General features: G+C 43.7%; 19 protein-coding genes, 8 tRNA genes and 2 pseudogenes. 21 read left to right on the top strand and 8 right to left on the bottom strand.

Going from position 1 to position 25,591, the window contains the following annotated elements:
- Nucleotides 1-63 precede the first annotated feature (63 nt).
- The 11 genes and pseudogenes from H9629_RS03595 to H9629_RS03545 all read left to right on the top strand — a co-directional run.
- Nucleotides 64-417: pseudogene (locus tag H9629_RS03595) on the top strand (YbaN family protein); the annotation flags it as partial.
- A gap of 140 nt (nucleotides 418-557) precedes the next feature.
- Entirely contained in the window at nucleotides 558-1,091 is a 534-nt protein-coding gene (gene elsL / locus H9629_RS03590; protein ID WP_064096404.1) for a cell wall-recycling L,D-carboxypeptidase ElsL, read from the top strand.
- Nucleotides 1,092-1,585: 494 nt separating this feature from the next.
- Nucleotides 1,586-1,661 (top strand) — tRNA-Val (locus H9629_RS03585).
- A gap of 28 nt (nucleotides 1,662-1,689) precedes the next feature.
- Nucleotides 1,690-1,766, top strand: a tRNA-Asp gene (locus H9629_RS03580).
- Nucleotides 1,767-1,814: 48 nt separating this feature from the next.
- Nucleotides 1,815-1,891: transfer RNA gene (locus H9629_RS03575), tRNA-Asp, on the top strand.
- Nucleotides 1,892-1,912: 21 nt separating this feature from the next.
- Nucleotides 1,913-1,988: transfer RNA gene (locus tag H9629_RS03570), tRNA-Val, on the top strand.
- 12 nt (nucleotides 1,989-2,000) lie between these two features.
- Nucleotides 2,001-2,077, top strand: a tRNA-Asp gene (locus H9629_RS03565).
- A 69-nt stretch (nucleotides 2,078-2,146) separates the two neighbouring features.
- A tRNA-Val gene (locus tag H9629_RS03560) sits at nucleotides 2,147-2,222 on the top strand.
- Nucleotides 2,223-2,234: 12 nt separating this feature from the next.
- Nucleotides 2,235-2,311 (top strand) — tRNA-Asp (locus H9629_RS03555).
- 106 nt (nucleotides 2,312-2,417) lie between these two features.
- Nucleotides 2,418-2,493, top strand: a tRNA-Val gene (locus H9629_RS03550).
- A gap of 72 nt (nucleotides 2,494-2,565) precedes the next feature.
- Nucleotides 2,566-3,027, top strand: a complete 462-nt coding sequence (locus H9629_RS03545) for a DUF2750 domain-containing protein (protein WP_064096403.1) — start codon at nucleotides 2,566-2,568, stop codon at nucleotides 3,025-3,027.
- A gap of 24 nt (nucleotides 3,028-3,051) precedes the next feature.
- Here the strand turns inward: H9629_RS03545 and H9629_RS03540 are convergent, their stop codons facing one another.
- From H9629_RS03540 to yccS, 4 genes are all read right to left on the bottom strand, one after another.
- Nucleotides 3,052-3,846, bottom strand: coding sequence for a YdcF family protein (locus tag H9629_RS03540; protein ID WP_064096402.1), 795 nt, complete (start codon nucleotides 3,844-3,846; stop codon nucleotides 3,052-3,054).
- A 100-nt stretch (nucleotides 3,847-3,946) separates the two neighbouring features.
- Complete coding sequence (locus H9629_RS03535) at nucleotides 3,947-6,583, bottom strand: PepSY domain-containing protein (protein WP_191730551.1); 2,637 nt, start codon at nucleotides 6,581-6,583, stop codon at nucleotides 3,947-3,949.
- 170 nt (nucleotides 6,584-6,753) lie between these two features.
- Nucleotides 6,754-7,314 (bottom strand): YcxB family protein, encoded by a 561-nt coding sequence (locus H9629_RS03530; RefSeq protein ID WP_064096401.1) that lies wholly within the window; start codon nucleotides 7,312-7,314, stop codon nucleotides 6,754-6,756.
- Between the two features lie 85 nt (nucleotides 7,315-7,399).
- Nucleotides 7,400-9,574, bottom strand: a complete 2,175-nt coding sequence (gene yccS / locus H9629_RS03525; protein WP_191730550.1) for a YccS family putative transporter — start codon at nucleotides 9,572-9,574, stop codon at nucleotides 7,400-7,402.
- A gap of 138 nt (nucleotides 9,575-9,712) precedes the next feature.
- Between yccS and H9629_RS03520 the strand changes: the two genes are divergently transcribed.
- The gene (locus tag H9629_RS03520) at nucleotides 9,713-10,930 is read left to right on the top strand and encodes a multidrug effflux MFS transporter (protein WP_191730549.1); all 1,218 of its coding nucleotides are present in this window, start codon (nucleotides 9,713-9,715) and stop codon (nucleotides 10,928-10,930) included.
- Nucleotides 10,931-11,007: 77 nt separating this feature from the next.
- Here H9629_RS03520 and H9629_RS03515 read toward each other — a convergent pair whose 3' ends face one another.
- Nucleotides 11,008-11,715: a nitroreductase gene (locus H9629_RS03515; RefSeq protein ID WP_064096398.1), complete on the bottom strand. Its 708-nt coding sequence runs from the start codon at nucleotides 11,713-11,715 to the stop codon at nucleotides 11,008-11,010.
- A gap of 899 nt (nucleotides 11,716-12,614) precedes the next feature.
- Here H9629_RS03515 and gltS point away from each other — a divergent pair.
- Nucleotides 12,615-13,853, top strand: coding sequence for a sodium/glutamate symporter (gene gltS / locus H9629_RS03510; protein WP_191730548.1), 1,239 nt, complete (start codon nucleotides 12,615-12,617; stop codon nucleotides 13,851-13,853).
- Between the two features lie 45 nt (nucleotides 13,854-13,898).
- Nucleotides 13,899-15,374: an alanine/glycine:cation symporter family protein gene (locus tag H9629_RS03505; RefSeq protein ID WP_191730547.1), complete on the top strand. Its 1,476-nt coding sequence runs from the start codon at nucleotides 13,899-13,901 to the stop codon at nucleotides 15,372-15,374.
- A gap of 54 nt (nucleotides 15,375-15,428) precedes the next feature.
- Here H9629_RS03505 and chrA read toward each other — a convergent pair.
- A pseudogene (gene chrA, locus H9629_RS03500) lies at nucleotides 15,429-16,636 on the bottom strand (chromate efflux transporter).
- A gap of 124 nt (nucleotides 16,637-16,760) precedes the next feature.
- On the opposite strand from chrA, the gene H9629_RS03495 reads away from it, so the two are divergent.
- The 7 genes from H9629_RS03495 (at nucleotide 16,761) to H9629_RS03465 (ending at nucleotide 23,072) form a co-directional block, all read left to right on the top strand.
- Nucleotides 16,761-17,765: a patatin-like phospholipase family protein gene (locus tag H9629_RS03495; RefSeq protein ID WP_064102459.1), complete on the top strand. Its 1,005-nt coding sequence runs from the start codon at nucleotides 16,761-16,763 to the stop codon at nucleotides 17,763-17,765.
- 348 nt (nucleotides 17,766-18,113) lie between these two features.
- Nucleotides 18,114-18,290, top strand: coding sequence for a hypothetical protein (locus H9629_RS03490; RefSeq protein WP_171254955.1), 177 nt, complete (start codon nucleotides 18,114-18,116; stop codon nucleotides 18,288-18,290).
- A gap of 285 nt (nucleotides 18,291-18,575) precedes the next feature.
- On the top strand, nucleotides 18,576-19,097 hold the full coding sequence (locus H9629_RS03485; protein ID WP_064096393.1) for an acyl-CoA thioesterase: 522 nt from the start codon (nucleotides 18,576-18,578) through the stop codon (nucleotides 19,095-19,097).
- A gap of 448 nt (nucleotides 19,098-19,545) precedes the next feature.
- Nucleotides 19,546-20,109 carry a TetR/AcrR family transcriptional regulator gene (locus tag H9629_RS03480; RefSeq protein ID WP_064102458.1) on the top strand — a complete coding sequence of 188 codons (564 nt, stop codon included), beginning with the start codon at nucleotides 19,546-19,548 and terminating at the stop codon, nucleotides 20,107-20,109.
- A gap of 31 nt (nucleotides 20,110-20,140) precedes the next feature.
- Nucleotides 20,141-21,337 (top strand): MFS transporter, encoded by a 1,197-nt coding sequence (locus H9629_RS03475; RefSeq protein ID WP_064102457.1) that lies wholly within the window; start codon nucleotides 20,141-20,143, stop codon nucleotides 21,335-21,337.
- Nucleotides 21,338-21,341: 4 nt separating this feature from the next.
- Nucleotides 21,342-22,235: a DNA-binding transcriptional regulator HcaR gene (hcaR, locus tag H9629_RS03470; protein ID WP_064096390.1), complete on the top strand. Its 894-nt coding sequence runs from the start codon at nucleotides 21,342-21,344 to the stop codon at nucleotides 22,233-22,235.
- A gap of 222 nt (nucleotides 22,236-22,457) precedes the next feature.
- Nucleotides 22,458-23,072: a glutathione S-transferase family protein gene (locus H9629_RS03465; protein ID WP_064102548.1), complete on the top strand. Its 615-nt coding sequence runs from the start codon at nucleotides 22,458-22,460 to the stop codon at nucleotides 23,070-23,072.
- 194 nt (nucleotides 23,073-23,266) lie between these two features.
- Here the strand turns inward: H9629_RS03465 and H9629_RS03460 are convergent, their stop codons facing one another.
- On the bottom strand, nucleotides 23,267-24,871 hold the full coding sequence (locus tag H9629_RS03460; protein WP_064102456.1) for a bifunctional 3-(3-hydroxy-phenyl)propionate/3-hydroxycinnamic acid hydroxylase: 1,605 nt from the start codon (nucleotides 24,869-24,871) through the stop codon (nucleotides 23,267-23,269).
- 347 nt (nucleotides 24,872-25,218) lie between these two features.
- Nucleotides 25,219-25,464, bottom strand: coding sequence for a hypothetical protein (locus H9629_RS03455; protein ID WP_064102455.1), 246 nt, complete (start codon nucleotides 25,462-25,464; stop codon nucleotides 25,219-25,221).
- Nucleotides 25,465-25,591: the final 127 nt, after the last annotated feature.

The following is a 25,591-nucleotide window of genomic DNA, read 5'->3' as shown; positions in this document are numbered from 1 at the left end:
AATACAACGGACAGTATCGGAAAACGCTTTATACTACCTGAATTCTGCGGTTAGGGTTGATGTATGAAAGTGTTGTTTTGGCGAAGTCTGGTGGTGCTGTTTGTGATCCTGGGCTTTATCGGTGCAATCCTGCCGGGTATGCCAACAACGGTCTTTTTGATTCTGGCCGCCTGGGCCTCATCCAAAGGCTGGCCACAAATGGATGCCTGGTTATTGAATCATCCTAAATATGGCCCGACCTTAAGAGATTGGCGTGCCCATGGTACTGTGCCGCGTAAGGCCAAATGGTTAGCCAGTATTATGATGCTGATCAGTGGAATTATCATGCTGTTTACCACGGCGCCGTTGGCAGTCAAAGCATTTACTGATATTACCATGCTCATTGTCGCGATCTGGTTATGGCGACGCCCTGAACCCAATCCGGTCATCATTCAGCAAAATGCAGTCGACCTAGAAAAGACAGATATGCCGGCAGCGCAGTCTGCAGAGAGCCAGTTAAATCCAGAAAAGTCAAACAAAGCAGAATTAAAGAAAGTAGAGTCAGAGAATAACAAGTCATGAATAACTTACAGCTGGATCAAGCCGACATCCTGATTGACCTTGCTCAACAAAAACTGTATCTGCCACGTCTAGACAGGCAATATCTGATCTCTACGGGTAAAAATGGAATTGGCGAAACTGAAAACAGTGGCCAGACTCCTCGTGGCTGGCACAAGGTCGCCGAAAAATTTGGTCAGGATGCTCCCTTAAATAGTGTATTTGTGGCACGTCAGGCGACAGGTGAAATTTATAATGCCGAATTGGCGGCAGAATTCCCGCAGCGGGACTGGATTCTGACACGCATTTTATGGCTGAGTGGCCTTGAAGCTGGTTTTAATCAAGGCCCGGGCTGTGATACCTATCAACGATATATCTATATTCATGGCACTCCAGAAACTGAAAAGATGGGGGAGCCACTGTCGCATGGCTGTATCCGCATGCGTAATCCAGAGATCGCTGAACTATTTGACCTGATCAGTGAGGATGCACTGGTTTATATTTCAGAGCAGCCATTGGATCTAAATTTGCTGGATTTTTCGAAGAGCGAATAAAATGTAGATTTTAAGATCATGTGAAAATGATTTTATTTTTATGGGTTGAATCTGCTTGTTTGAGACAGCAGAAGAAATTCATCAATCTGACCCAGCTGGTATTTTCCTCGCATGAAACGGATTAAATCATGAGTTGCAGATTAGGTTTTCTGTCATGTTCTGAATAAAAATAAATGACAGCTGAAAGATTACATGAACACAACGTCGAGTATTTTAAAGCTTTGTATAATCCTTAATCAGAATCGCAGCACATGGCATCGCTAAGACTGAAACTTCGCAGGGTAAGACACAAAATTTTGCTTCAACTTTCATTTTGAAAATTAAAAAATTTCGGTAGAGACTTAAAAAATAAACAAAAAGTGTTGTTTTTTTTAACAAACAACCTATTTTTTAATCACTCACACCTAAAAAGTGGAAAACATTCCGAAAAGCGTTTGACAGGCTGTGCAGATTCTCTATAATGCACCCATCAAACGATGATAGACGTTTAGAAAGGGCGCTTAGCTCAGTTGGTAGAGCGTCTGCCTTACAAGCAGAATGTCGGCGGTTCGATCCCGTCAGCGCCCACCAAGCTCTTTCACGTTGAGACCTTATAGTTGCAGCGGTAGTTCAGTTGGTTAGAATACCGGCCTGTCACGCCGGGGGTCGCGGGTTCGAGCCCCGTCCGCTGCGCCACTTTAAGATCTTGATTTTCGTTTGCCACATTAGCGACATTGTGTAAGTGCAGCGGTAGTTCAGTTGGTTAGAATACCGGCCTGTCACGCCGGGGGTCGCGGGTTCGAGTCCCGTCCGCTGCGCCATTTATACGATAGACCTTTTGAGGGCGCTTAGCTCAGTTGGTAGAGCGTCTGCCTTACAAGCAGAATGTCGGCGGTTCGATCCCGTCAGCGCCCACCAGATTCTTACGATGCAGCGGTAGTTCAGTTGGTTAGAATACCGGCCTGTCACGCCGGGGGTCGCGGGTTCGAGCCCCGTCCGCTGCGCCATTTCAAGAGAAATTAAATTGAGGTCCCTGAGCCTGAATTTAATAAACTAAAGATTGACAATCTTTATCAGGGCGCTTAGCTCAGTTGGTAGAGCGTCTGCCTTACAAGCAGAATGTCGGCGGTTCGATCCCGTCAGCGCCCACCAGATTCTTACGATGCAGCGGTAGTTCAGTTGGTTAGAATACCGGCCTGTCACGCCGGGGGTCGCGGGTTCGAGCCCCGTCCGCTGCGCCATCTTAAGATGAGAAGCTTGGATTCCTGAGATCTAAGTTTTCCAGATACCAAGACAACATTTCTTGTTAGTCTTGCGTCATTAAAAACAACGCTGTTGTTTTTCTCAGGGCGCTTAGCTCAGTTGGTAGAGCGTCTGCCTTACAAGCAGAATGTCGGCGGTTCGATCCCGTCAGCGCCCACCATATCTTCTTGCCTCAATTCTGTTTTTTCCTTAGAATCTGATTCTATTATAATAATATTAAGATTTCACGACCATGAGAAATCCCTATCAGCGCAAGGCAGCGTCCAAATTTCAACATACGGTATACGACCCTCAACAACTTTATAAGCAATATATTGAAGCCATTGTTGCCAATGCTGGCATTTTTGCGCTTTATCAGGATGGCTGGGCTTTGTGTGCCACGCCTACCGGACAACGTGCATTTGCCAGCTGGCACAGTAAAAGTCTGGCGCGACTGCTCATTAAAGATAATTGGGTGAATTACGATATTCAGGAAATTAGCCTCAAGGATTTTGTAGAAAAAGTCATTCCTTTTTTACGCCAGGAAAGTACCATTGTCTCGCTTGACCTGACGCCAGAAGGGCAGAATATTCTGGTGGCACCAGAAAAACTATTACTTGATATTAAGAACTATCTGTATCAGATCTATATGCAAAAGCCGGAACTGTTTAAAAATCCGGACATGCCTTTGCCCAGACAGATTCGTTTAAATTAACTTTCCTGTTTTTCAATATTTTTTTTATTGAAATAATGAATATTCATTTAGCAGCCAGCCACTAATCAAAGCAAAATATTCACGGAGCCAGGAATTGTAGCGGATATTCTGGGGAGTGCTGGCACTCAGACTGATGACGTGTTGATAACCCTGATGTCTGGCAATGGCCCGCGCGCGAGGGCTATGAAAATCGCTGGTGACAATCGCAATGGGTTCATGTTGTCCTATATTCTGTTGTTTCAAGATCACTTGAGAATATTGCAGGTTCTGTTGGGTACTTCTGCTTTGATCTTCTAAACTGATCGGATTTTTGAGCCGCGGATAGGTCCTATGAATATAATTTTGCATGACTTCAGCTTCGCTCTGTCTTTCCCAGAGATTTCGTCCACCGGTCATGATCATCAAAATATTGGGATAGCGTTCTGCATACTTTGCTGCAGTGTCCAGACGATTTTTCAGAATGGGGGAAGGCTGACCCTGGTCAATGCCACTGCCTAATACCAGAATTGCTGTAGCGGGTTGTGTTGGAATATTGGAGTTGATCGACATCTGGATATAGGCGAAGAAGGCCGCGACACTGATGATCCAACAAAAAAAACCGCCCCAGAGACAGTTCCAGAACCATGTCCTGAACCGGGAATTCTGTTTCCAGCGCTGAATAGATGAAAAAAGCAGGGTGTACAGGATAAGTGCTCCACCAATCATGAGAAACAGGGGGATGGCAAAATGCCTCTGCCCCTGGTTCATTAACCAGATACTATATATGCAGAGAACCAAGCCAGAAATCAGGCTGAGACTTCGTTTCAGTTGCTTGAGCATCTACGTTTCCTTTTTCTTATCAATATTTTTATTATTACTTCTGTATCTTCAAATAAAAACCGGGCTCAATAGCCCGGTTTTTATTATATATCAGCTTATATTAATATACATCACGGCGATAACGGCCATCCAGACGTAATTGATCTAGCACGCTTTCACCGAGAATATCAGTCAGCGCCTGATCTACATCGCTGGCCATACCATTGATGCTACCACAGACATAGATTACTGCACCTTGAGCAATCCAGGCTTTCAGTTCTTCAGCCTGTTCACGCAGTTTATGGTGTACATAAACTTTTTGCTCCTGGTCACGAGAGAAGGCCAGATCGAGACGTTTCAGAGTTCCCATTTGCAGCCAGGCCTGAATGGTTTCTTTAAAGAAGAAATCATGTTCACGCTGACGTTCACCGAAGATCAGCCAGTTCTGGGTATAGTCCTGACGGTTACGTGCACTGAGCAGACTTAATAGTCCCGCAATACCGGTACCATTACCAATACAGATAATCGGACGGTTGTCATTAATCAGGTGGAAAGAGTCATTGCTGCGAATACGTAGTGCAACGGGTGCATTCAGCGCTGCATGTTGAGTCAACCAGCCGGAGCCCAATCCCAGATTGCCCTCGGCATCGGTTTTCTGACGCACTACCAGCCGCAAAACCTGCTGGCTTGGAATGCTGGCAATCGAGTATTCGCGCGTTGGCAAGGTCGGTAATTGAATGAGAAGCTGATCCAGAGAATCAAAAGGTTCAGCCTGAGTCAGATCACGATCCCAAAGCACCTGTTCAATGCTTTGTTGCAGAGATGGGACCTGTGTACCGGCAGCAATCTGGTATTTTTGCATAAATACACGAATACGTTCCGGGCTATTTCCTGGCTGGATCTCGGCAATATCACCTGCCTGCCAGACTGCTTCATGCTCGGGAACCAGTTCGATATTGAAGGCAGGGGCACCCAGACTACCCGGATTCAGCAGTTCACGTTTGCTCAAGATCCACTGATCAAAAGTCTTATCAATATTCATTGCTTGCAGTTCAAGTCGAGTCACCCGTGCAAGTGCAGTATTCCACTGCTGAATATGCTCATTATTGGCATTATCTACTTCAATGGTCTTGAAAAGCTGGTGCGCACCATTCTGGTGTAGCCACTGGTCAATTCGAAGACCAAAGCTGCAGTAGGTGTCCGGATATTCCCGAGAGCCCAAGGCCAATACCGCATAGCTTAAATGACTAAGATCAGCTTTTGCAGACAGGATTTTTTTCTCGAAAGAAGAGGCCCGATCCGGTGCTTCACCCGTGCCATAGGTACTGGCAACAAATAATACCTGTTCGGTTTGCTGTAACTCGTCTAGTGTGAGCTGCTGCACTGGCTTGACGGTTACAGGTTGCCGCGCCTCCTGCAGGGCAGTCGCTGTACGCCAGGCCAGTTGCTCGGAAACTCCTGTTTGGGTGGCATAAGCAATGAGCCACGGTTTGGCATTTGGATCTAAAGGCTGAATTATTGTAGCTTGACGTGCAGCCAAGGTTAATTTTTTCTGCTTGCGACGTTTCAGATAGAGCATCCAGCCGGTCACAAAGAACAAGGGCATCAACAAGGCTGCGACCATGACAAAGAACTGGTAGATCGGACCAAAGAAACTACCTCGATGCACCGGTAACATGCTGCTCATGATTTTTTCATTGAGCTTTTTATCTTCGTACATTTCAACATTGGTGAATTCAGCCGTCCGGTAATTATAAGTAGCATTGTTTCGGGCGCGTTCATGCTGTACTACAGGGTCGACAAAGCTCAGCTGCATTTCGCCATCCGGTTTTTTCGGCAGGTTAAATGTCACAGTCGAGTATTTGTGAGCAAATTGAGTATTAAAACCAGCCCAGCTCAGATCCAGTGCGCGAGAGATATTTTCTGGATTCATGCCAGTTTCTTCACGTCCTTCACCACGAGCACCGCGTTCGCCACCCTGACGGCCTTCACCTCGTGCCTCACCTTCAGCACGTGGGCCACGGTCGCCACCTTGACGGCCTTCACCACGGTTATTGCCGGCATTGGTCTGCATTTCCGGTTGCGGGCGTTCCACACCTAGCACCTTAAACATGCCGTTGCGCCACCAGTCATAAGACCAGTACAGGCCGGTACAGGCCAGAATCAGGTAGAAAATCACTACCCAGGTCCCCACAACCGCGTGCAGATCCCAGATAAAATTACGGCCTTTCAGTTGAGGTTTTATAAACAACCATTGCTTGATCGAATGACGTTTCGGCCAGCGCAGATAAAGACCTGACAGTACGAAAAAGATCAGCATCAGGGTACAGGCGCCGGTAATCTGTTTACCCACCAGGCCCACTGTTAAATTACGGTGCAACTGCTGAACAAACTGGAAAAATTCCCGGCCCTTAATCTCTGGCAAGACTTCTGCGGTATATGGATTGACCATGATGTTCTGGCCACGCCGTGCACCTTCTTTAGCAACATTTACAGTACTTGAAGCACTTGGGTCTTGTGCCACGGTAATACTGTTGATCTTCATGTCAGGTGCAGTATGGTTAAAGTGCTGATATAGCTGGGCGGGCGTAAGTTTGTCACGTTGTTGAACCTGAACCGTATAACTGTCGCTGTTCATCCATTTTAATATTTGTTGTTCATAGGAATAGATTGCGCCAGTGACCCCCATTATCGAGAGGATTAAACCTGCTGTAATCCCCAGAAACCAGTGGATTTGGAAAAATGTCTTTTTAATCATGGTGGTCAGATTAAGGGTAAGCGATAAAAATAATGCCAAAATTATAACTGAAATTTAAGCCTAAATTATAGATGTTGAAGATAATATTTATTCTCATTATCATTCAATGTTGTTTGATTAAAAAAACCTCCATGCCGAGGCAGGAGGTTTTTTATGAAAGAATGAAGCGGTTAGATTTGTTTTGCCGGACCGACTTCTGCTTCAAGATGCTTGCGAATCGTGGCAAAAGAAAAGTTTTTGCTGTCCAGACGTTTAGGCAGGATGTATGCACCTTGCTGGCCTTTAACCTTGAAATTGACCAACATAAATTCTGGTGTGTTGTACCATTCATAGATGTCTTTCCAGCTAATCGCGCCAACACCTTCTTGCATACCCATTTTCTGGCGCATCACGATGCCATGCGGCTGTACGCCCAAGCGAACGCCCTTGATTTCCTGTACCGGAAATTCATTCATCTTGCGTTTAACATACCATTCCAGACCAAAGGTACGGATCAGGTAATACAACACCACACAGACAATCGCTACCCAGCAGAACACGGTAGAGTAGTTCTTCAGAAGCAGAATGCCCAGAATAGAAAGTGCAACAACAGCACCCATAATCAGCCATGCTTTCATGCCAATTTTATTGGTACTACGCCAGATCACCAGCTGAGCATGACGTTGCTCGGCTTCTGAAATTTCATAGTTCACAGGCTGGAGGGTATAAGCGTATAAATTTTTCGCGGTCATAGGGAAACTAGCAGATTTTAAACTGTAAAAAGTTTAGCATTAATTGTACCAATTCAGTGAGTATATTGTTCCAAAATCAGCCAAATTATAATGAACCCAATTCTGTTGCCTGTTCATCCCACTCATGACTTAAACTTTGTTTGAGCTGGCTTAACTGATTTAAAATGCTAAACATTAAAGACAGTTGCTGCAAAATGATCAGGGATTTCTGATCTTGCTCCCGTTCATGAGACAGACACTGCCGAATATTCACAATCATATTCTGTGTACTCGAATCGGGCATTTCATCTTGCAGCAATGCATCACGAATATTATCCAGTGCGTGGTCCAGTAGATTCAGGATGTCCTGATCTTCAATTTTTTCCCGATGCGCTCCCAGTGCAGCAATATAACTGATAAAAGTATGGTTCAGACACAGGAACTCAAAGGCCAGTGATTTTTGTACCGGATCAATATCGGGCTCTGTGGCCAGTGTTGAAATCAGTGAAGCCACCTCGGCATCGGTATTGTGGGCAGCACGGCGGACAATCCGATATTGCAGACCATTATTACGTCCCGATTTATACTGCTCGATGACTTCATTCAAATAATTGACTTCTGCCTGCAAGCTGCGTTTGATACTGCGGGGTAAACGTCGGAACTTCCAGTCCGGAAAAATAAAGCTGACACCGAACCAGGCAATCGCACAGCCAATTAAGGTGTCAATCATCCGTGGAATGGCCGCAGCAAAGCCCATACCATCCAGATTGAAGTTGATCAGCGCTAAAATTGTGATAAAGGCAGTGGCTTGTGCATACTGTTTACTGCGCAATTCAAAGAACAGAATCCCGCTCAGTACCAGAAGTAATAACTGTCCTTCGATGGAGGGCACAAAATACAGAATGGCATAACCGAGAATAATCCCGACCAAAGTACCGATAATGCGCAGACGTAAACGGCGTTTGGTGGCGTTAAAGTTTGGCTGGCTGACAAAAAGGGCGGTCAATAAAATCCAGTAACCATATTCAATATTACTGACCTGTACGAAGATATAGCTGATCAGCAGCACAATCGACAGGCGGATGGCATGCCGGAACAGCACTGATTCTGGGGTCAGATGCTGTTTAATTCGAACCTTGATGTCATCCCAGCCTTTCAGGTCATCATCTTTGAGCTGGTTTTCGATATGTTTGAAACGTTCAGACTTGATACTCTGTTCGGTTTCTAGGTTGCGTAGCTGGGCATCAATCGATTTAAGGTTCTGAAACAGCGAAAATAGGGCGTTGATCCAAGCCTGGTCATAATGCTGATCCTGACGTAATTTATCTAGCGACAGTCTCAGGTTATCGAATGCATGCTTAAAACGCTGGTTATGCACATAAGGTTTGCGCTGCAGCAAACTTTCACTCAGATCCTTACAGGCCTTGCCCTGGATTGACATGATACGCTGGAAGCGGAACAGGATATCGCTATGCTGGAAAATCTTGGCCAGTTTTTGATAGTCAATATGTGCCGAATCGGCACGTTCATGAATATCCTGCGCAACAAAATAATACTGCAAACTGCGACGGGTATCTTTTTGCCCACGGTCACCTTTCAGACGGGTCAGAAGGGCGGTTTTCATTTCGTTAAAAATGGTAATCAGCTTACCATTTTCCATCGACAGTTCAATCATGCTCTGCTGATAGCTTTTAGGAGTCATATCCACATCAAAAAGATTGGATTTGGCATATAAGAAGTCACCGAGCGCAGAATAGGAGATGGCAAGCTTGTCTTGCGCCAGTCGGGTAGGGAAGACCAGGAAACTCAGCGTTGACAGCAAGCCATACCACATTGCGCCGATCACCAGCAGGCCAGCCTGCTTATACCATTCATCAAACAGCTCCACCCCGAGCATCGAGTAAACGGAAATGACCAGACAACCATAGGAAATCGTGGCATAGCGCCTGCCAAGAGAACCCAGCAGAATCAGTGCAATACAGGACACAATCAATGCCAAGGCAAACAGGACTGGATGTGGATACAGCAGATATACCCCAACCGCCGTAATAAAGAAGCCAATATAGGTGTAGAGCAGATTTAAAATCCGCACAGAAAAGCGGTCATCAATATCGCTTAAACCGGCTGCAACCACCCCTAAAGTCAGTGGAATGGTCAATAATTGTTGTCCCATAAAATAGGGAACAAAGGCAGTACCTGCAAATGCCGTCATCATGCGCAGGTTATACATTAAGGTCGTGTTATAGGTAGTTTGCTTGAGACGAGTGAGCCAAGATTTCAAAGGTCGTCCTTTATGCTGCAGTTTTACAGCTGAATCTGAATATACTAATGAAAATAGTAGATTTATAAATCTTCATTTCAGGCTAAATCATACTATGCACTGTGTTAATTTGTCTGCATATTAGCGCTTTAAATCTTCATGCTTATGACATCGAATAAAATAGTACAACAACCTTATGCCATGTCCTGGATTGTGTTGCTGGCAGCACTGAGTGCACTCGGGCCTTTATCCATTGATATGTATCTTTCTGCCTTGCCGGCCATGGCAGCAGATTTTGGCGTCAGTACTCAAATGGTTTCCAATAGCCTGCCAGCTTATTTCTTCGGTCTGGCTGTCGGACAGTTGATCTATGGACCGATCAGTGACCGGATTGGACGTAAACCACCGCTGTATTTTGGGCTGTGTTTATACATTGGGGCAAGTTTGCTGTGTGTCTTTGCACAGGATGAATGGAGTCTGATTGCTGCCCGGGTTTTACAAGCTCTCGGTGGCTGTGTTGGCGTGGTCATGGCACGTGCTGCAATTCGTGACCGTCTGGATATGCACTCAGCAGCTCAGGCCTTTGCCAGCATGATGATTGTGACCGCTATTGCACCAATTATTGCCCCGAGTCTGGGGGCCTGGATACTCAAGTTTTATGAATGGAACACGATATTTCTGGTATTGATGGGCTGTGGTTTGCTGAGTCTGGCTTGTGTGCACTTTCTTTTTAAAGAAACCTTGGAACCAGAACGCCGTCTCAAGCTGAATTTTCAACAGGTATTAAGCCTATACCGTAGCATTTTTCAGGATCCCAGCTTTCGGCGCCCGCTTTATGCCGGCTGTTTTTCCGGTGCGGTGATGTTCTGTTATATCAGTGCTTCTTCGGCCATTTTGATGGATCATTATCATTTCACCGAGCAGCAGTTTGCCTATGCTTTTGGTGCAAATGCGGTCGGTATCATGCTTTTTTCGACATTGAATAAGCGGCTGGCCGGACGTTTCTCGATATTGCAGCGCCTGAAGATCGGCAGCTATCTGCAGTTTGCCGGTGTGTCAGCTTTAATCCTGCTGGGCTGGCTGGACGTAAACTCTGTGCTCTGGGTACTGCCAGGCATGTTTGTCATAGTGGCAGCCATCGGTTTTACTGGTCCGAATGCCATGGCTCTGGCAATGGCTGAACAGGGCGAACGGGCAGGAACCGCCAGTGCCATTATGGGAAGTATGCAATTTGTCTGTGGATTACTGGGCGGCGTATTACTGAATTTTATGCTCTGGCAGGCTTTACTGAATATGGCATTGATCATGCTGGTTTTTGTCTGTATTTCTGCTTGGACAATTTTTAAAATAAAAATGCCCAGCCTAAAAAATGCATAGATGCTGGCTGTTCTCTCAGGCAATAAAAATACTGATCCGGACAGAGGGCTAAGTCAATTAACTTAGCCCTGCCTGCCTCACTCTTCGATAAACACGGCAAATTCCTCTACGGGAACGCGCGGGGTAATAAAGCTGTTAACAATCTGCTCTGGATCGGCATAGCCCAGTGCCATACCGCAGACCAGCTCTTCATCGGCTGGAGCACCCACCAGATCAAGTACGATCGGGTGAAAATGATTCCAGGCAGCCTGCGGGCAAGTGTCCAGACCGCGGGCTTTTGCGGCCAGCATGACATTCTGGATCATCATTGAAACATCCATTTTGGAACCAATCGCCAAAGAACGATGGACAGTAAAGAACAGGCCGACAGGCGCATCAAATAGTTCAAAATTGCGTAACTGCTGACGTGCCATTTTTTCCTTTTCGCCTTTTTGAATGTTAAGCAAGCCATATAAACCCCAGCCATTTTCACGACGACGTTCAATAAATGGCGAGATCCATTGTTCAGGATAATAGGCAAAAGTTTCCTGATACTGCTGTGACAATTCCGGATTTGCATAGATTTGCATTTGTGCCTGACAGACACGTTGCACGATTTCATCGCGCTTTTTGCCAGTTACCACATACACTTTCCAGGGTTGGGTATTGGTGCCTGAAGGGGCACGGCTGGCAACGGCCAAAATCTCTTTTAAGGTGTCGGTATTCACGGGTGTATTTAAAAAAGCACGTACTGAATGACGAGAGGTAATGGTGTGATCTACCGCATGAACAAAATTTTGATCCATTGTAAAGTCCAGTCAAATATCCTTATTGAGTTGGCAATGACTATAAACTAAACAAACAGAAGGGGGGATAGGAAAAATTCATTGTTTACCGGCTGATAAAAATGATTTATCCAAAAAATGGCCAAAGAGCACTTATTTGGCCTTCCAAAATACGAGTTTAGTCCTCTAAATGATTAGAATAAAGATCGTTATGAAAATTGTCTTTAAGTGAAAAAAATAGCTTAAATCCCAAGTGTTTGAACAATTTAACAATAACAATTTCACACAGAGAACACATTTATTTTGCCTGAAAATCGAGTTAATTTAATTTCAGGATTCCGATGTTATTCTGTTTTGAGTAAGAGACTAATATTTTTTTTGAATTAAAAGATAGTTTAATCTTCATATAAAAAATGAGAACTTATAATTATTTTTTATAGTTTTATTAACTATTGCTAATAAAAAACAATATAACGTTATACAAAGAAACAGCATAATGTACGACTTTTCATCTTAATTCATGCTTTGCATGATCAAGATCTGTTTGAAATAACGCTATTCCAGATGGCTTGAACGAAGCCTTTAGGTTGAAAGCACTCATCAAGCAGTGAATGTTTTTTGAGCTTAAAACACAGTTTTTTTATTAGCATGTATGTCTGTTTGAAGATTGCCTGCAATTTTCCAAAAGACTGAGTATCGGAATAGAAATGGTGTTGCTTTTATAAATCTCTCATTTGTTGAATATGATCGTGACGATGATATTCATAAGTTTGAAAGAGATGATAAACGTTTTGTTTTCTAAAGGTCATAGATTAAATCCGGAGGTAACGGGTGCATATCTAATGAGAGAGCTAGACATATAGTCGACTCTACGACTTTTAGAATAATAAAAAATTCAGAATCATCTTGGGCAAAAAATTATGGATTTTACTTTTAACGCATTTTATACCTTGATTGCCGCAGTTATTGTTTTGTTACTCGGCCGATTCCTGGTTAATAAAATCGATTTTTTAAAGCGCTACAATATTCCTGAGCCGGTCGCGGGCGGTTTGGTTGCGGCGATCATCTCATTGCTGGTGCATTCATTGTGGGGATATAGCATCACCACCAGTGCAGAATTACAAACCAGCTTTATGCTGATTTTCTTTGCTTCGATTGGTCTGAGTGCCAACTTTTCCAAGTTGCGTGAAGGCGGGATCGGTCTGGTTATTTTCCTGTTTGCTGTTTCGGCTTTCATTATTTTGCAAAATGCAGTCGGCATGAGTCTGGCCACCTTGCTCGGTATTGACCCATTGATTGGCCTGATTGCAGGTTCAATTACCTTAACCGGTGGTCATGGTACTGCAGGTGCATGGGGCGAGATTTTTGAGGTTGAACATGGCATTCAGGGGGCGCTTGCACTGGGGATGGCCAGTGCGACTTTCGGTCTGATCATCGGCGGGATCATTGGTGGACCTTTGGCCAAGTTGCTGATCAACCGTTATAACCTGGCTACTGCACGTACCGATCAGCAGATCGAAAAGCGTGACAACACCCCAATGGATAGCACTTCAGAGGAATACGTACAATTTGAATATCCACATCGTCTGCGTCTGATCACTGCCGATAATGCTATTACCACATTGGGCCTGTTTGCAGGCTGTTTGGCTTTTGCAGAGTTTATGACAGGTTTCAGTAAAGGTACTGCTTTTGAACTGCCAACATTTGTCTGGGCATTGGGCGGCGGTGTACTCCTGCGTAATGTACTGGAAGGCATTTTCAAGGTTCAGATTTTTGATCGCGCGATTGATGTGTTTGGTAATGCGTCATTGTCACTGTATTTGGCGATGGCATTATTGTCGTTAAAGTTATGGCAATTGGCTGACCTTGCAGGACCACTCATGGTGATTCTGGGTGCGCAAACCATCACCATGGCTTTGTATGCAGCTTTCGTCACTTTCCGTATCATGGGCAAAAACTATGATGCTGCGGTACTTGCAGCGGGTCATTGTGGTTTTGGTATGGGTGCAACGCCAACAGCGGTTGCCAATATGCAGGCGATTACCAATATGTATGGTGCTTCGCATAAGGCTTTCCTGATCGTACCATTATGTGGCGCATTCTTTGTTGACTTGATCAATGCCACTGTTATTCAGATGATTTTGAAGTTTTTTGCATGATTTTTATGCTTGATACGATGAGTCATAGGCTCATAAGGACGTGACATGAATGATCAGTTAAATGAAACCTTGCTGGGCTGGATTAATGCCCTGAATGGCCCTTTATGGGACTTTTTGGTTGTGTTTCTGGTCGCAGTCGGTATTTTCTATACTGTAGCGACAGGTGCAGTTCAAATTCGCTTGTTCTGGCACAGTATGAAAGTGATGAAGGGCAGCCGTGGCAAGGTCAGAGATGCGCATGGTATTACGCCATTCCAGGCCTTTGTTACTGGCCTTGCTAGCCGGGTCGGGGTAGGTAATGTCGCGGGTGTTGCAATTGCAATTGCGATTGGCGGGCCGGGTGCCGTGTTCTGGATGTGGTTTACTGCCTTTCTGGGCATGAGTTCAGCTTTAGTTGAATCCTCACTGGCACAGCTGTTTAAAGTCAGGGATAGTAAGACCCAGCAATTCCGTGGTGGGCCTGCCTATTATATTACCCAAGGTTTGAAGCAGAAATGGCTGGGGATTGTCTTTGCGATTGCATTGATCACCACTTATGGCTTTGTATTCAATGCCGTTCAGGCCAATGCGATTATTGGGGCAACCTCTCATGCCTGGGGCTGGAATCAGGCCAATGTCATTTTACCATTGGGCGGATTTGATTTTGAAATTTCCTGGATTGGATTGGTTCTGGTCGTAATGACAGCCCTGATCATTTTTGGTGGAATCAAACGGATTGCTAAAGTCGCTGAACGCTTTGTACCGCTCATGGCGGTACTCTATCTGGCAGTGGCCCTGTATATTGCAGTAATCAATTACGATATCTTGCCATCGATTTTCCAGCTTATTTTCACTAAAGCCTTTGAGTTTGAAGCTGCTGCTGGCGGTTTCTTTGGTGCTATGGTATCTATGGCGATGATGATGGGCATTAAGCGTGGTCTGTTCTCTAACGAAGCCGGTATGGGTTCAGCACCGAATGCTGCTGCGGCATCTGATGCCAAGCATCCAGTGAATCAGGGTCTGATCCAAATGCTGGGTGTATTTGTTGATACCTTTGTGGTCTGCACATGTACCGCCATTATTATTCTGGTTTCAGGTGTATATGAAAATGCAGGCTTTGAAGGGGTGACTTTGACCCAGATGGCACTTGAAAGCCAGATTGGTGCCTGGGGTGATGATTTCCTGGCACTAATTCTGTTCCTGTTTGCCTATTCTTCGATTATTGGTAACTATGCTTATGCCGAAGGCAACGTTCAGTTCATCAATAACAATAGTTGGGTCATGTTGATTTTCCGCTTATTTGTATTGGTGATGGTGTATTTCGGTTCGATCGCGAGTGTGCCATTGATCTGGAATATGGCAGATCTGTTTATGGGCGTGATGGCAAGTATCAACCTGATCTCAATCCTGTTGCTGATGCCATTCCTGTTGATGCTTCTCAAAGACTATACCGGTCAGCTGAAGCGTGGTGTGAAGGAACCTGAATTTAAACTGGATAACCATCCTAAATTTAAAGACAAGGTTAAATCAGATATCTGGTAAGACTTGAAGCAAAAAGCCCCGAACATTCGGGGCTTTTTTATGCCAAAGTTTTATTTAGAAGAAACTTAAGTAACTTTGATAAAGCACGAAGCCGAAAATCAGGCTGAACCAGACTGGTAGTTTTGAACGTAGCAGGGCAATCATCACCGCGACAAAGACCAGATCGGAGCCATAACTAAAATAACGTTGTGAAAGATCCAGCAATAAATACAGTAACAGCCCCACCACTGCAGCATTGATGCCCATCACCGCCTGATAAATATGGCGCTGCTGTATCAGCCATGACCAGTAGGGTAAGGTGGCAAAAATCAGAAAAAATGAAGGTAAAAATATTGTACAGGTCGCTAGCACTGCATTCAGCCAGACATAGGGCGTCCAAGGCAGCAAAGCGCCAATATAACTGGCAAAACTGAATAAAGGCCCCGGCATCAGCTGGGCAAATGCATAGCCAAGATCAAAAGATTGTGCATTGACTAAACCGGTTGTGACAAAGTCCTGATATAGCAAAGGCAGAATCACATGACCACCACCAAATACCAATGAACCGGTTTGATAGAAATTGGAAAAAAATAGCAGGTCTGATTCATCCTATAATTTTCCAGCTAAGGGTAGCAGAACAAACGGCAAGATAAATGTGCCAGCAGCCAATAGGGTGCAGTGGCAGATCGAATATAAGGCGAGCTGATTGCCGTTTTGTTAATTTCTTTGGGTTTCGAATCTGATTGAGAGAAATGTCCCGCCAAGATTCCAGAGATCGCGCCCAATATAATCACCAGAATCTGGTTGAAACTCGCTGAAACCCCCATCAACAATATGACAGAAAGGATTAGGACCGCGTATTGCCAGGCCATTTTACAGAAGCTTCTCAGCATTTGCCAAAAAGCCCAGGCGATTACAGAAAATACAATTAACTGGATGGTATGAAAGCTGTTTGAGTTTAAAATATGAAAATAGCTTTGACCCAAGAGCGCTACCAAGGCCATTAGAATCATTGAGGGCAGGGTAAAACCCAGCCATGCGATCACGGCACCAATATAGCCCCGTTGCAGATAACCGATCGACAGCCCCACCTGACTGCTGCTCGGCCCGGGTAAAAGTTGTGCCAAAGCGACCAGTTGACTATATTGGGTGTCATTCAGCCATTGCAGCTGGGTCACAAATTTTCGGTGAAAAAATACCAGATGTGCAGCAGGTCCGCCAAATGAAATGCATCCCAGTTGTAGGAAAGTCAGAAAAATCTGATAAAGGGTAGGTGACTGCATGAGGATACAGGTTTAAATAGTTATAAATTATTCAAACTGTATGACAGTTTTACGAAATTCTACAGACTATTTATGCATGTGTTTATACACTATGCTGCTTTAGATTAATGAGGACATTCTCTGCATGCAGAAATATGCGTTGAGTATGGTAATACTGGGTGTACTTGGCCTAAGTGGTTGCCAAACGACCCCAATGACAGCCCAAGTGGCGACCAGTCATCTGCAACCTGCTGCACAACGTGGAGAAGCACAGGCACGTCCAAATCAAATTGATTTTCAAAAGATCAAGCAGACCCAACAACGTCCAGTGATTGCTTTGGTACTGGGCAGTGGCGGTGCGCGTGGTTATGCACATATTGGTGTGCTGGAAGTACTGGAACAAGCAGGTATTCAACCCGATTTTATTGTCGGAACCAGTGCGGGCAGTATCGTGGGCTCCCTTTATGCGAGTGGCAAGCCGGCGATTGAACTGCGCAATATTGCCTTAACGATGCGACCCAATGATGTCCGTGATATCAAACTGGCTAAAAAAGGCTTTTTTGATGGCAAAAAAGTTGAAGACTATGTCAATTTACAGGTCGATCAGACACCGCTTGAAGCCATGAAAATCCCGATGTTTGTCGTAGCCACGGCACTTAAAGAAGGTAAAAAAGTGGTCTTTAACTATGGCAATACCGGACAGGCAGTACGGGCTTCAGTCTCGATTCCAAGTATGTTTATTCCAACCGTTATTCAAGGTAAAGAATATGTAGATGGGGGGCTGGTCAGCCCGGTACCCGTAGATGTGGCGCGTGACCTGGGAGCTGATATTGTGATTGCGGTGGATATTCTGGCACAGCCTATTCATACCGAAACCAGCAATGTCTGGGGGCTGTTTAATCAGAACATTAATATTATGCAGCAACATCTGGCGCATGAAGAATTAAAGCATGCAGATGTGGTGATTCAGCCAGATCTGCGTGAAAAAGGCCATATTTTTGATGTGCGTGGCAGAGAGTTGACCATGCAGGCTGGTATTGAGGCAGCTCAATTAAAGCTGATGGAAATTTCACAGGCCTATCAAAAACACGACTATGCCCGAGGGCACCGTATTCCGCAGTTTGTGGTTAAGGATCATTACTCCCAATAAAAATCTCTTACAAGAATTTTCTGAATATTGCCATTTTCTCAAAGGAGAAGGTAGTGATATTCAGTACGAGGATTAAACATTATCAGCTTTAACAGCTTAGTAATTGTTATGAAAGATGAGATAAGTGCTGATGTCTATAAGTAGCTTTAACTTTTTATCAAATACAAAACTAATTTGAAATATAAGCTATTGAATTATAAATTTATTACTTTAAGATATAAGCTTTATTAATCCTGATTTCTAATTTTAACATTATTATTCGTATACTTAAGTTGATCAAAGATTCAAAAATTCCCCCGTTCATGCCAGAATGTAGTTAAAACAGAACACTCAGCAGATGTAGACAGCATGACACATATAGAAATTGGACATCAGGTCAAACTGGCACAATTCGAACATTATATTTTTACAGTAACAGCTGCCCATCAGGACGGTTCTTTCACTGTTGAAACCATCTTGGATGGCCAACAAATTTTGAGTTATCAAAATGTAGTTCAGGAAATGCTCAGACCACTAAAGCTTTAAATTTCTAATAATTTCCCTCTATTTTTTAAGTATTTGGTTTGATAGAGGGGGAGTATGGATTATTCAATTTTAGGCCTGTCAGCCCCCAGTTAAACAGGTATTGAATAATTTATACTTTGTTTTTAATTCACATTTTAAGCAATTAAATATATTTTTTTCTGTATGAATACATTTTCTATATCAATAATTATGATGCCCGATTTGCCGAATTGAACATTTTATTCACGTTAAAAACGCTATAATAATAAATGATAACCTTATCATTCAAAGAGTTCAAAGAAAACGATGGCCCCTTTAGATCAAATTGCAGCATTAGCAGATGACCAGTCAGAGTTAACGATGTCAGTTCTCATGACGCCAGATATGGCAAATTTTTCAGGTAATGTTCATGGTGGAACCATTCTGAAATTATTGGATCAGGTGGCGTATGCGTGTGCAAGTCGCTATTCGGGTAGTTATGTTGTGACCTTATCTGTAGACAAAGTGAATTTTAAAGAGCCAATTCATGTCGGTGAACTGGTAACATTTTTGGCCAGTGTTAACCATGTTGGTCGTACCTCAATGGAAATTGGTATTCGTGTAGAAGCACAGAATATTCAAAAGAGAACCGTGCGTCATACCAATAGCTGTTATTTCACGATGGTGGCAGTAGATGAGCATGGTAAACCCAAACAGATTCCAGCTTTAAACTTGAACAATGACTGGAAGCGTTGCCGTTTTGAGGCAGCCGAACAGCGCAAAATAGCGCGTTTACAAGAGAACCATCATCCCTCATGCAGCATTTATAAAAAGACCGCACAAAGTTAAATATAGAAATAACCTCTTAATCATTTATAGTGAATAACGTTGTTTTTCTTTTCAAATTCAATTGATGCAGTCTAGATGCTACTTTTGTTTCGGCAAAATAAAAAATGGAGCTTCGCAAGAAACCTGTCTTGCGGAGCAATACTCTTCGCTAAAAAACTGGTTTGCTAATATTCAGTTTTTTAATCTATCGTGAAAACATCTATTTTCTGATTAAATCCTGTCTCAAACACGGAAATGACATTTCCATATATCCTATTTCTATCAGCAATTAAAATAATAAAAATCAGTCAATTTGTTCTCTATTATTCCTTATTCCTTATTCCTTATTCCTTATTCCTTTGAAGCTCTTTTTTTGCATCAATTTTAGTTTATGGCTGGAGCTTTATAACATTTTATTTTAATATAAAACGATACGTATCGTTTCGTTTTAAGGCTTAAGCAGAAAAATATGAGTAATGACGAGAGAAGTTCCCGACGACAACAATGCATTTTACAGGCGGTCGCAGATGCGCTGGCAGAATGTGAATATCATCAGCTGACCATTGAAGATGTGGCTGCACGCGCCGGCGTAGGCAAGTCCACGATTTATCGCTGGTGGAAGCATAAATCGGAACTGGTATTGGATACTTTCAAGCAACAGACCGCTTCAGTATTTGAACTGGATACCTCCAAAAGCTTGAAAAGCAATCTCATTCAACAGCTCGTTTTTTTATCCGAGGCACTGAATCATCCGGTAGGGCGGGCTTTACTGGTGGTTATTGCCAATCACCGGGAACTGGCAGGTGGATTCTTTCAACAATATCTTTTACCTCGGCGGCAACAGATTCATCAACTGATTCAGCAAGCGATTGAATGCGGAGAAATCCGTGCGGATTATCCTTTTGATTTGATGCTGGATACCTTATATGGCCCGATTCATTACCAGATCATTTTTTTCAACCGCATTCCAGATGAACACTATATCCAGAATTTGGTCGAGTTGGTGCTGAATCCTGCTGCTGTTCAAGCCTGAGTTTGATCTTATTTCCTAAAAGTTGGTGAGTATGTCAGTTAATGCTGAGCGTTTATGGAATCGCTCATTTATCCTGTGTTTATTTAATAATTTTTTTCTGTTCGTTTATTACTTTGCCTTGCTGACGGTTTTACCGATTTACATCATGAAAGATCTGGGTGGCTCAGTAAAAGAAGCTGGTCTGGCACTTACGCTATTCCTGGCTTCATCGATTGCCATTCGGCCATTTTCCGGCATGATTATTGAAAAGTTCGGCAAAAAAATCACCATGCGTAGTGCAGGCATAGTTTTTGCCTTATTTGCCTTTAGCTATTTGCTGGTGGACAGCATGTGGTCGCTGTTAGTGGTGCGATTTTTACATGGCATCTGGTTCAGTATTCTGACTACGGTAGCAGTACCCGTCGCCAATGAGTTTATTCCTGAACAGCGCAAAGGTGAGGGCATGGGCTATTTCGTCATGTCGACCAATCTGGGGGTGGTGTTTGGGCCCTTACTGGCATTGACTGTTATTCAGATCACCAGTTTCAAGGTGTTATTTGGAGTTCTCGCCGTTATTATTTCTCTCGGGCTTATTTTCTGCTGGATGCTGAAAATTACAGAGTTACCTAAACGTGATGCCATAAGTAAAGAAAAGAATAGCCTGAGCTTGAAGGATATTCTGGAAGTCAAAGTTCTGGCGGTGAGTTTTGTCGCCTTGCTGACGGCTTTTGCCTACTCAGGTATCATGAGCTTTATTACCGCATTTAGTGAAACCAAGCAGCTATTGGATTATACCAGTGTATTCTTTATTGTCTTTGCTGCCTCTATGCTGCTGGTTAGACCTTGGGTCGGGAAGATTTATGATCGTAAGGGACCAAGTGCTGTTATTTATCCTTCTTTTGTGTTTTTTGCTATTGGTCTGGTGATCGTCAGTCTGATTTCCAATCAATGGATATTGTGGTTGTCGGCAGTATTTATCGGCATTGGTTACGGTTCGCTGTTCCCATGTCTGCAGACGCTAGCGATTCAGTCGGTTGATACGCAGCGTATGGGACATGCGATTTCAACTTTCTTTACCCTGTTTGATCTGGGTTTGGCGATTGGTTCAGTAGTCATCGGAATATTGATTGCCTCTTGGGGCTTTGAAACCACCTATATATTAAGTGCTGTACTCGTCATGATGACAATATGGGTATATCGTCAGTATGTTGCCAAAAAGCGACATAAGCGCCCGGCAGGCTTGGAGTGATAAGATGGAATTAAGACATTTACGCTATTTCGTGACCGTGGCACAGGAGCTGAACTTCACCCGTGCCGCAGAAAAATTAAATACGGTACAGCCTTCACTTAGCCAGCAAATCAAGGATCTGGAACGTGAGGTCGGCGTACAGTTGCTAGAGCGCAATAACCGTAAGGTCGGGCTGACTGAAGCTGGGCAGGCATTTTTGACAGAAGCCTTATTGAGTATTGAACATGCAGAGCGTGCTATACAGAGCGCCAGACAGATCGCAAATGCACAGCAGGATCAGTTAAATATCGGTTTCGTGCCGGTCGCGGAAATGAAAATCTTCCCTTATATCATGCCGAATATACGCGCACATTTCCCGAATATTAAAATTCATTTTCATAGCCTGACCGATGCCAGCCAGTTAAAGGCCTTAAAAAAAGGCGAGATTGATATTGCCTTTACCCGCTATGTCGATGAGTCTGATGAGCTGGAACATGTGCAAATTTTTAGTGAGCCGCTGGCCTTGATTATGCCTAAGGATTCACCGCTTGCTGAGCAGCGCCATGTGAGTATCAAGAGCTTTAATCATCAGGATTTTGTAATTAGTGATGAAGATGCTTCACCACAACTCCATAAAATCATCACTGACTTTTTCAAGCAATCCAAACTGAATGTGAATGTGGTCCAGCACTCCACCAATATCTTGCTCAATGTCAATCTGGTCGGGATGGGCGTGGGCTGGAGCCTGGTTCCGGCTTATGTGATCCCGTTATTGGGGGATAAAATTATCGTCAAAAATACCATTGAACCCTTGCCGATGATTAATCTGTATGCCAGTTATCGTAAAGGACAGAAAAACGAGCTGCTTGAACTCATTTTAAAAATCCTGAAAGAACAGTTTTATATGGGTTTCTTTTAAAAAAGAAAGACCTGATAGCACCGCAGGTTTTTAAACAGCAAAAAGGCTTCGGCAGATAAATCTGTCACATAATCGTTCTTCACAGGCTATCGAAGCACTTTATACTAGATTTTTTTTAACATGATATCTTTGATTTTTCTTGCATTGAGAGAAATCAAAGGCAGCCAATAAAAAAAAGTTGCATTAAAAAATTAAAATAACAGCAGAGGGTGAATAAAAATGATGAAGTTATATAGCAATCCCCAGTCCCGTGGCATGACTGTAATGCTTTTATTACAGGAGTTGGGCATTACAGACCAGGTTGAAATTATAAACGTACCTTATGAAAACATGCATCAGGCCGAATATTTAGCGATTAATCCCATGGGCAAAGTACCTTGTCTGGTCGATCAGGACGTGATAATTACTGAAGTTGCGGCCATCTTTACCTATCTGGCCGATAAATATATAGAAAAAGGTTTGGCACCGACTCTGGATGATCCCAAACGCGGCGCTTATCTGAAATGGATGTTCTTTACTCATGGCCCTTTAACGGAATTTATGGATTTAAAAGGATTGGGCGTACCGGATGAACAGATTGAGCAAAGAACACGGAGCTTGAGCTTTGGTCATGCACAGAGCCTATTAGCCTTTCTCAAAAAAGGTATGCAAGAAGCCAATCCATATCTGCTGGGTGAGAAAATTTCAGCTGCAGATGTATTTCTGGGGTACTGGCTGATTTTTGCCATTTCTTTGAAAATATTGCCCTATCTGGATGAGTTCAAGCCCTTTATTCAGTTGCTGGCGCAGCGTGACTCAATGAAAGATATACCCTGGTTACAGAAAATCAATGCCTAAGTTCAATAAAAAAAAGTGTGGTTCATATATTTTCTGACAGACATGCTCTTTTTCTTGAATAATGAGACATTGACCTTAAAGAAAGCAACTTATAAACAAGCCCTGTGCAAGAAAAAATACACATAAAAAAAGACCACGTTTTCACGTGGTCAGGTCTCTGAATGTAATTCAGTAAGTGTATTTTATGCTCGTAATTATTTTACATGCAGCTTTTTAAACAGCTGCTGGCTGATATGATCCAGTGTTTGTGGAATCGCTAGGGCTGCCACAAAACGGTCAGGTCGTAAAATAACGACTGACTCAGTGGTTTTACCGAACCAGCTGCGAATATCAGTGCCGATGTCACCAACGGTAATCACGCCTTCAAATTGCTTGCGGTTTTTATTGCCCAGTTGAACTTCGGGAATGACCTGAATAAATTTGACGCCTAATTTTTTCCAGATTTGCATGGTGGCATCCGAAATACCCCATTGCGGGTCTACACCCCAAGCAATAATTGCAAAATCATTAGCAATTACGTCATCCAGTAAAACTTTTTCACCTGACTCAAGTCTAACCTGTGGCTGGATAAACATCTTGCCGACTGGAGAGTTCTTGGCACCGTTACTCAAAAGTGCGCCGTCATGATATTTAGGCATCGGTTTAAAGCGCATTTCCAGCAGGTACTGTTTGATGGGTTTGATATAGTTCAGGGCATAGGCAATACCGTCACGGACAAAACCCTGCCATTTTTTCGGTGGTGCCAGTACATGGCCGGCCATAACGGAGAGATCAATCATGGCTTTGGCATGATCTTTCCGCTCGATCTGGTAAGAATCCAACAGTTCAGCTGTCGCTTTGCCCTGAATGACCATTGCCATTTTCCAGGCCAGGTTAAAGGCATCACGCATACCGCTGTTATAACCCTGACCCTGCCATACTGGCATGATGTGCGCAGCATCACCGGCAAGCAGAATTCGGTCGACACGGAACTTGTCGGCAATACGGGCATTATGGGTATAAACACGCTGACGGATTACTTCAATACCATCCGTGCTTGGTAAAACCTTGGACAGAAGTTTGGCAATATTTTCCGGTTTGCTCAGTTCTTCCTGGGTTTCGCCTGGCATGACCATAAATTCAAAACGTCGAATACCGTGTGGCAATGCTGCCGATACATAAGGACGTACCGGATCACAACATAAATAGATATGCGGTGTAGCGAGAGGGTCATTCTCAAGGTCGATCACGATCCATTGATTCGGTGCGGTTTCACCTTCAAATGCAATACCCAGGTTACGGCGTATATAAGAATTACCGCCATCACAGGCAATCAGATATTGAGCGCGTAAGGTTTCTGCAACGCCATCCTTATTTTGCAGATTGAGTGTCACGCCTTCAGCATCCTGACTAAAATGGGTCAATTGACGTGAGAATAGCACTTGGGTGTTTTTATATTGTTTCAAGCCCTGCAGCAGCACGTTGTCGACTTGTGGCTGAATAAAAGCATTACGGCGCGGGAAGCCAAACTCACGCGTCAAAGGCTGAATATCTGCAAAACAGCGTCCTTTCGGGGTCAAGAAACGCATTGCATGATTTGGGGTGGTATGTGGTAAAACTTGCTCGACTAAACCTAAAGACTGAATAGTACGCAAGGATTCATCATCGATTCCAATCGCACGTGGGTAATCAATCAAACTATCCAGTTGCTCGACAATCGTGACAACTACGCCTTGTTTGCTCAGATAGTTGGCAAGGGTTAAGCCTACGGGTCCGGCACCCAGGATTGCCACTTCAGTAGTGTAATTGGTATTGCTCATAGCGAATGTCCATTCAATCGACTTGCATTTAAGGCTATTAAGGAACAGCTGAACACCAGAAACAAGTTATGCGATAGTAGCTGAAGGATATGATAAATATTGAATTTGATAGATTATTTTTAGTTAATCAATTGAATTTAAAAATAAAATTAATATAAATTTGATAGCTGCTATTAATTCTGTGATTAGTTTTGACTATGGCTCTAAATAGATTCTGTGCAATAAAAATGCTGAACCAGCATCAAGCATGATTCAGCATCGAAAAATATCGGACAGCCTAGGACACAGCCTACTGGAGAAATACTGTCACGAATATCCTTATAGGGTTAAACGAGTCATCTAATAACTTAACGTGCAGCAGGTTTTGCTGGTGTTGTACTGTCTGCAGTAGCTTCAGATGCAGCTGCTTCAGAGGCAGCAGGCTGCTCTGCAGATGCACCTGCAACCGGCGCATTTGATTCAGGTAATTCTTGGGTGCTCACGACCACTTTTTCTTCAGTGGTGGTTTTTGCATCTGTGGTTTTGCTGTCTGCAAAACTGGTAGCTGCAGCAGCAGTAAGAGTCGTGGCGAGTAAGATTTGTGCATAGTTCATTTTTGGCATCCTTTTATTCAGGTTATTAATCTGCGGAATTGACCATCACATCAATTCGACAGATGCTCATCCTAAGCACTGAAATTTTACGAGGCAAACCAATTAACAAAAGCGACACGTAGGCAAT

The organism is Acinetobacter pecorum (genome assembly GCF_014837015.1).
Lineage (GTDB): Bacteria > Pseudomonadota > Gammaproteobacteria > Pseudomonadales > Moraxellaceae > Acinetobacter > Acinetobacter pecorum.
The sequence above is the reverse complement of the archived record's forward strand: the minus strand, read 5'-3'. Positions and strand labels throughout refer to the sequence as shown.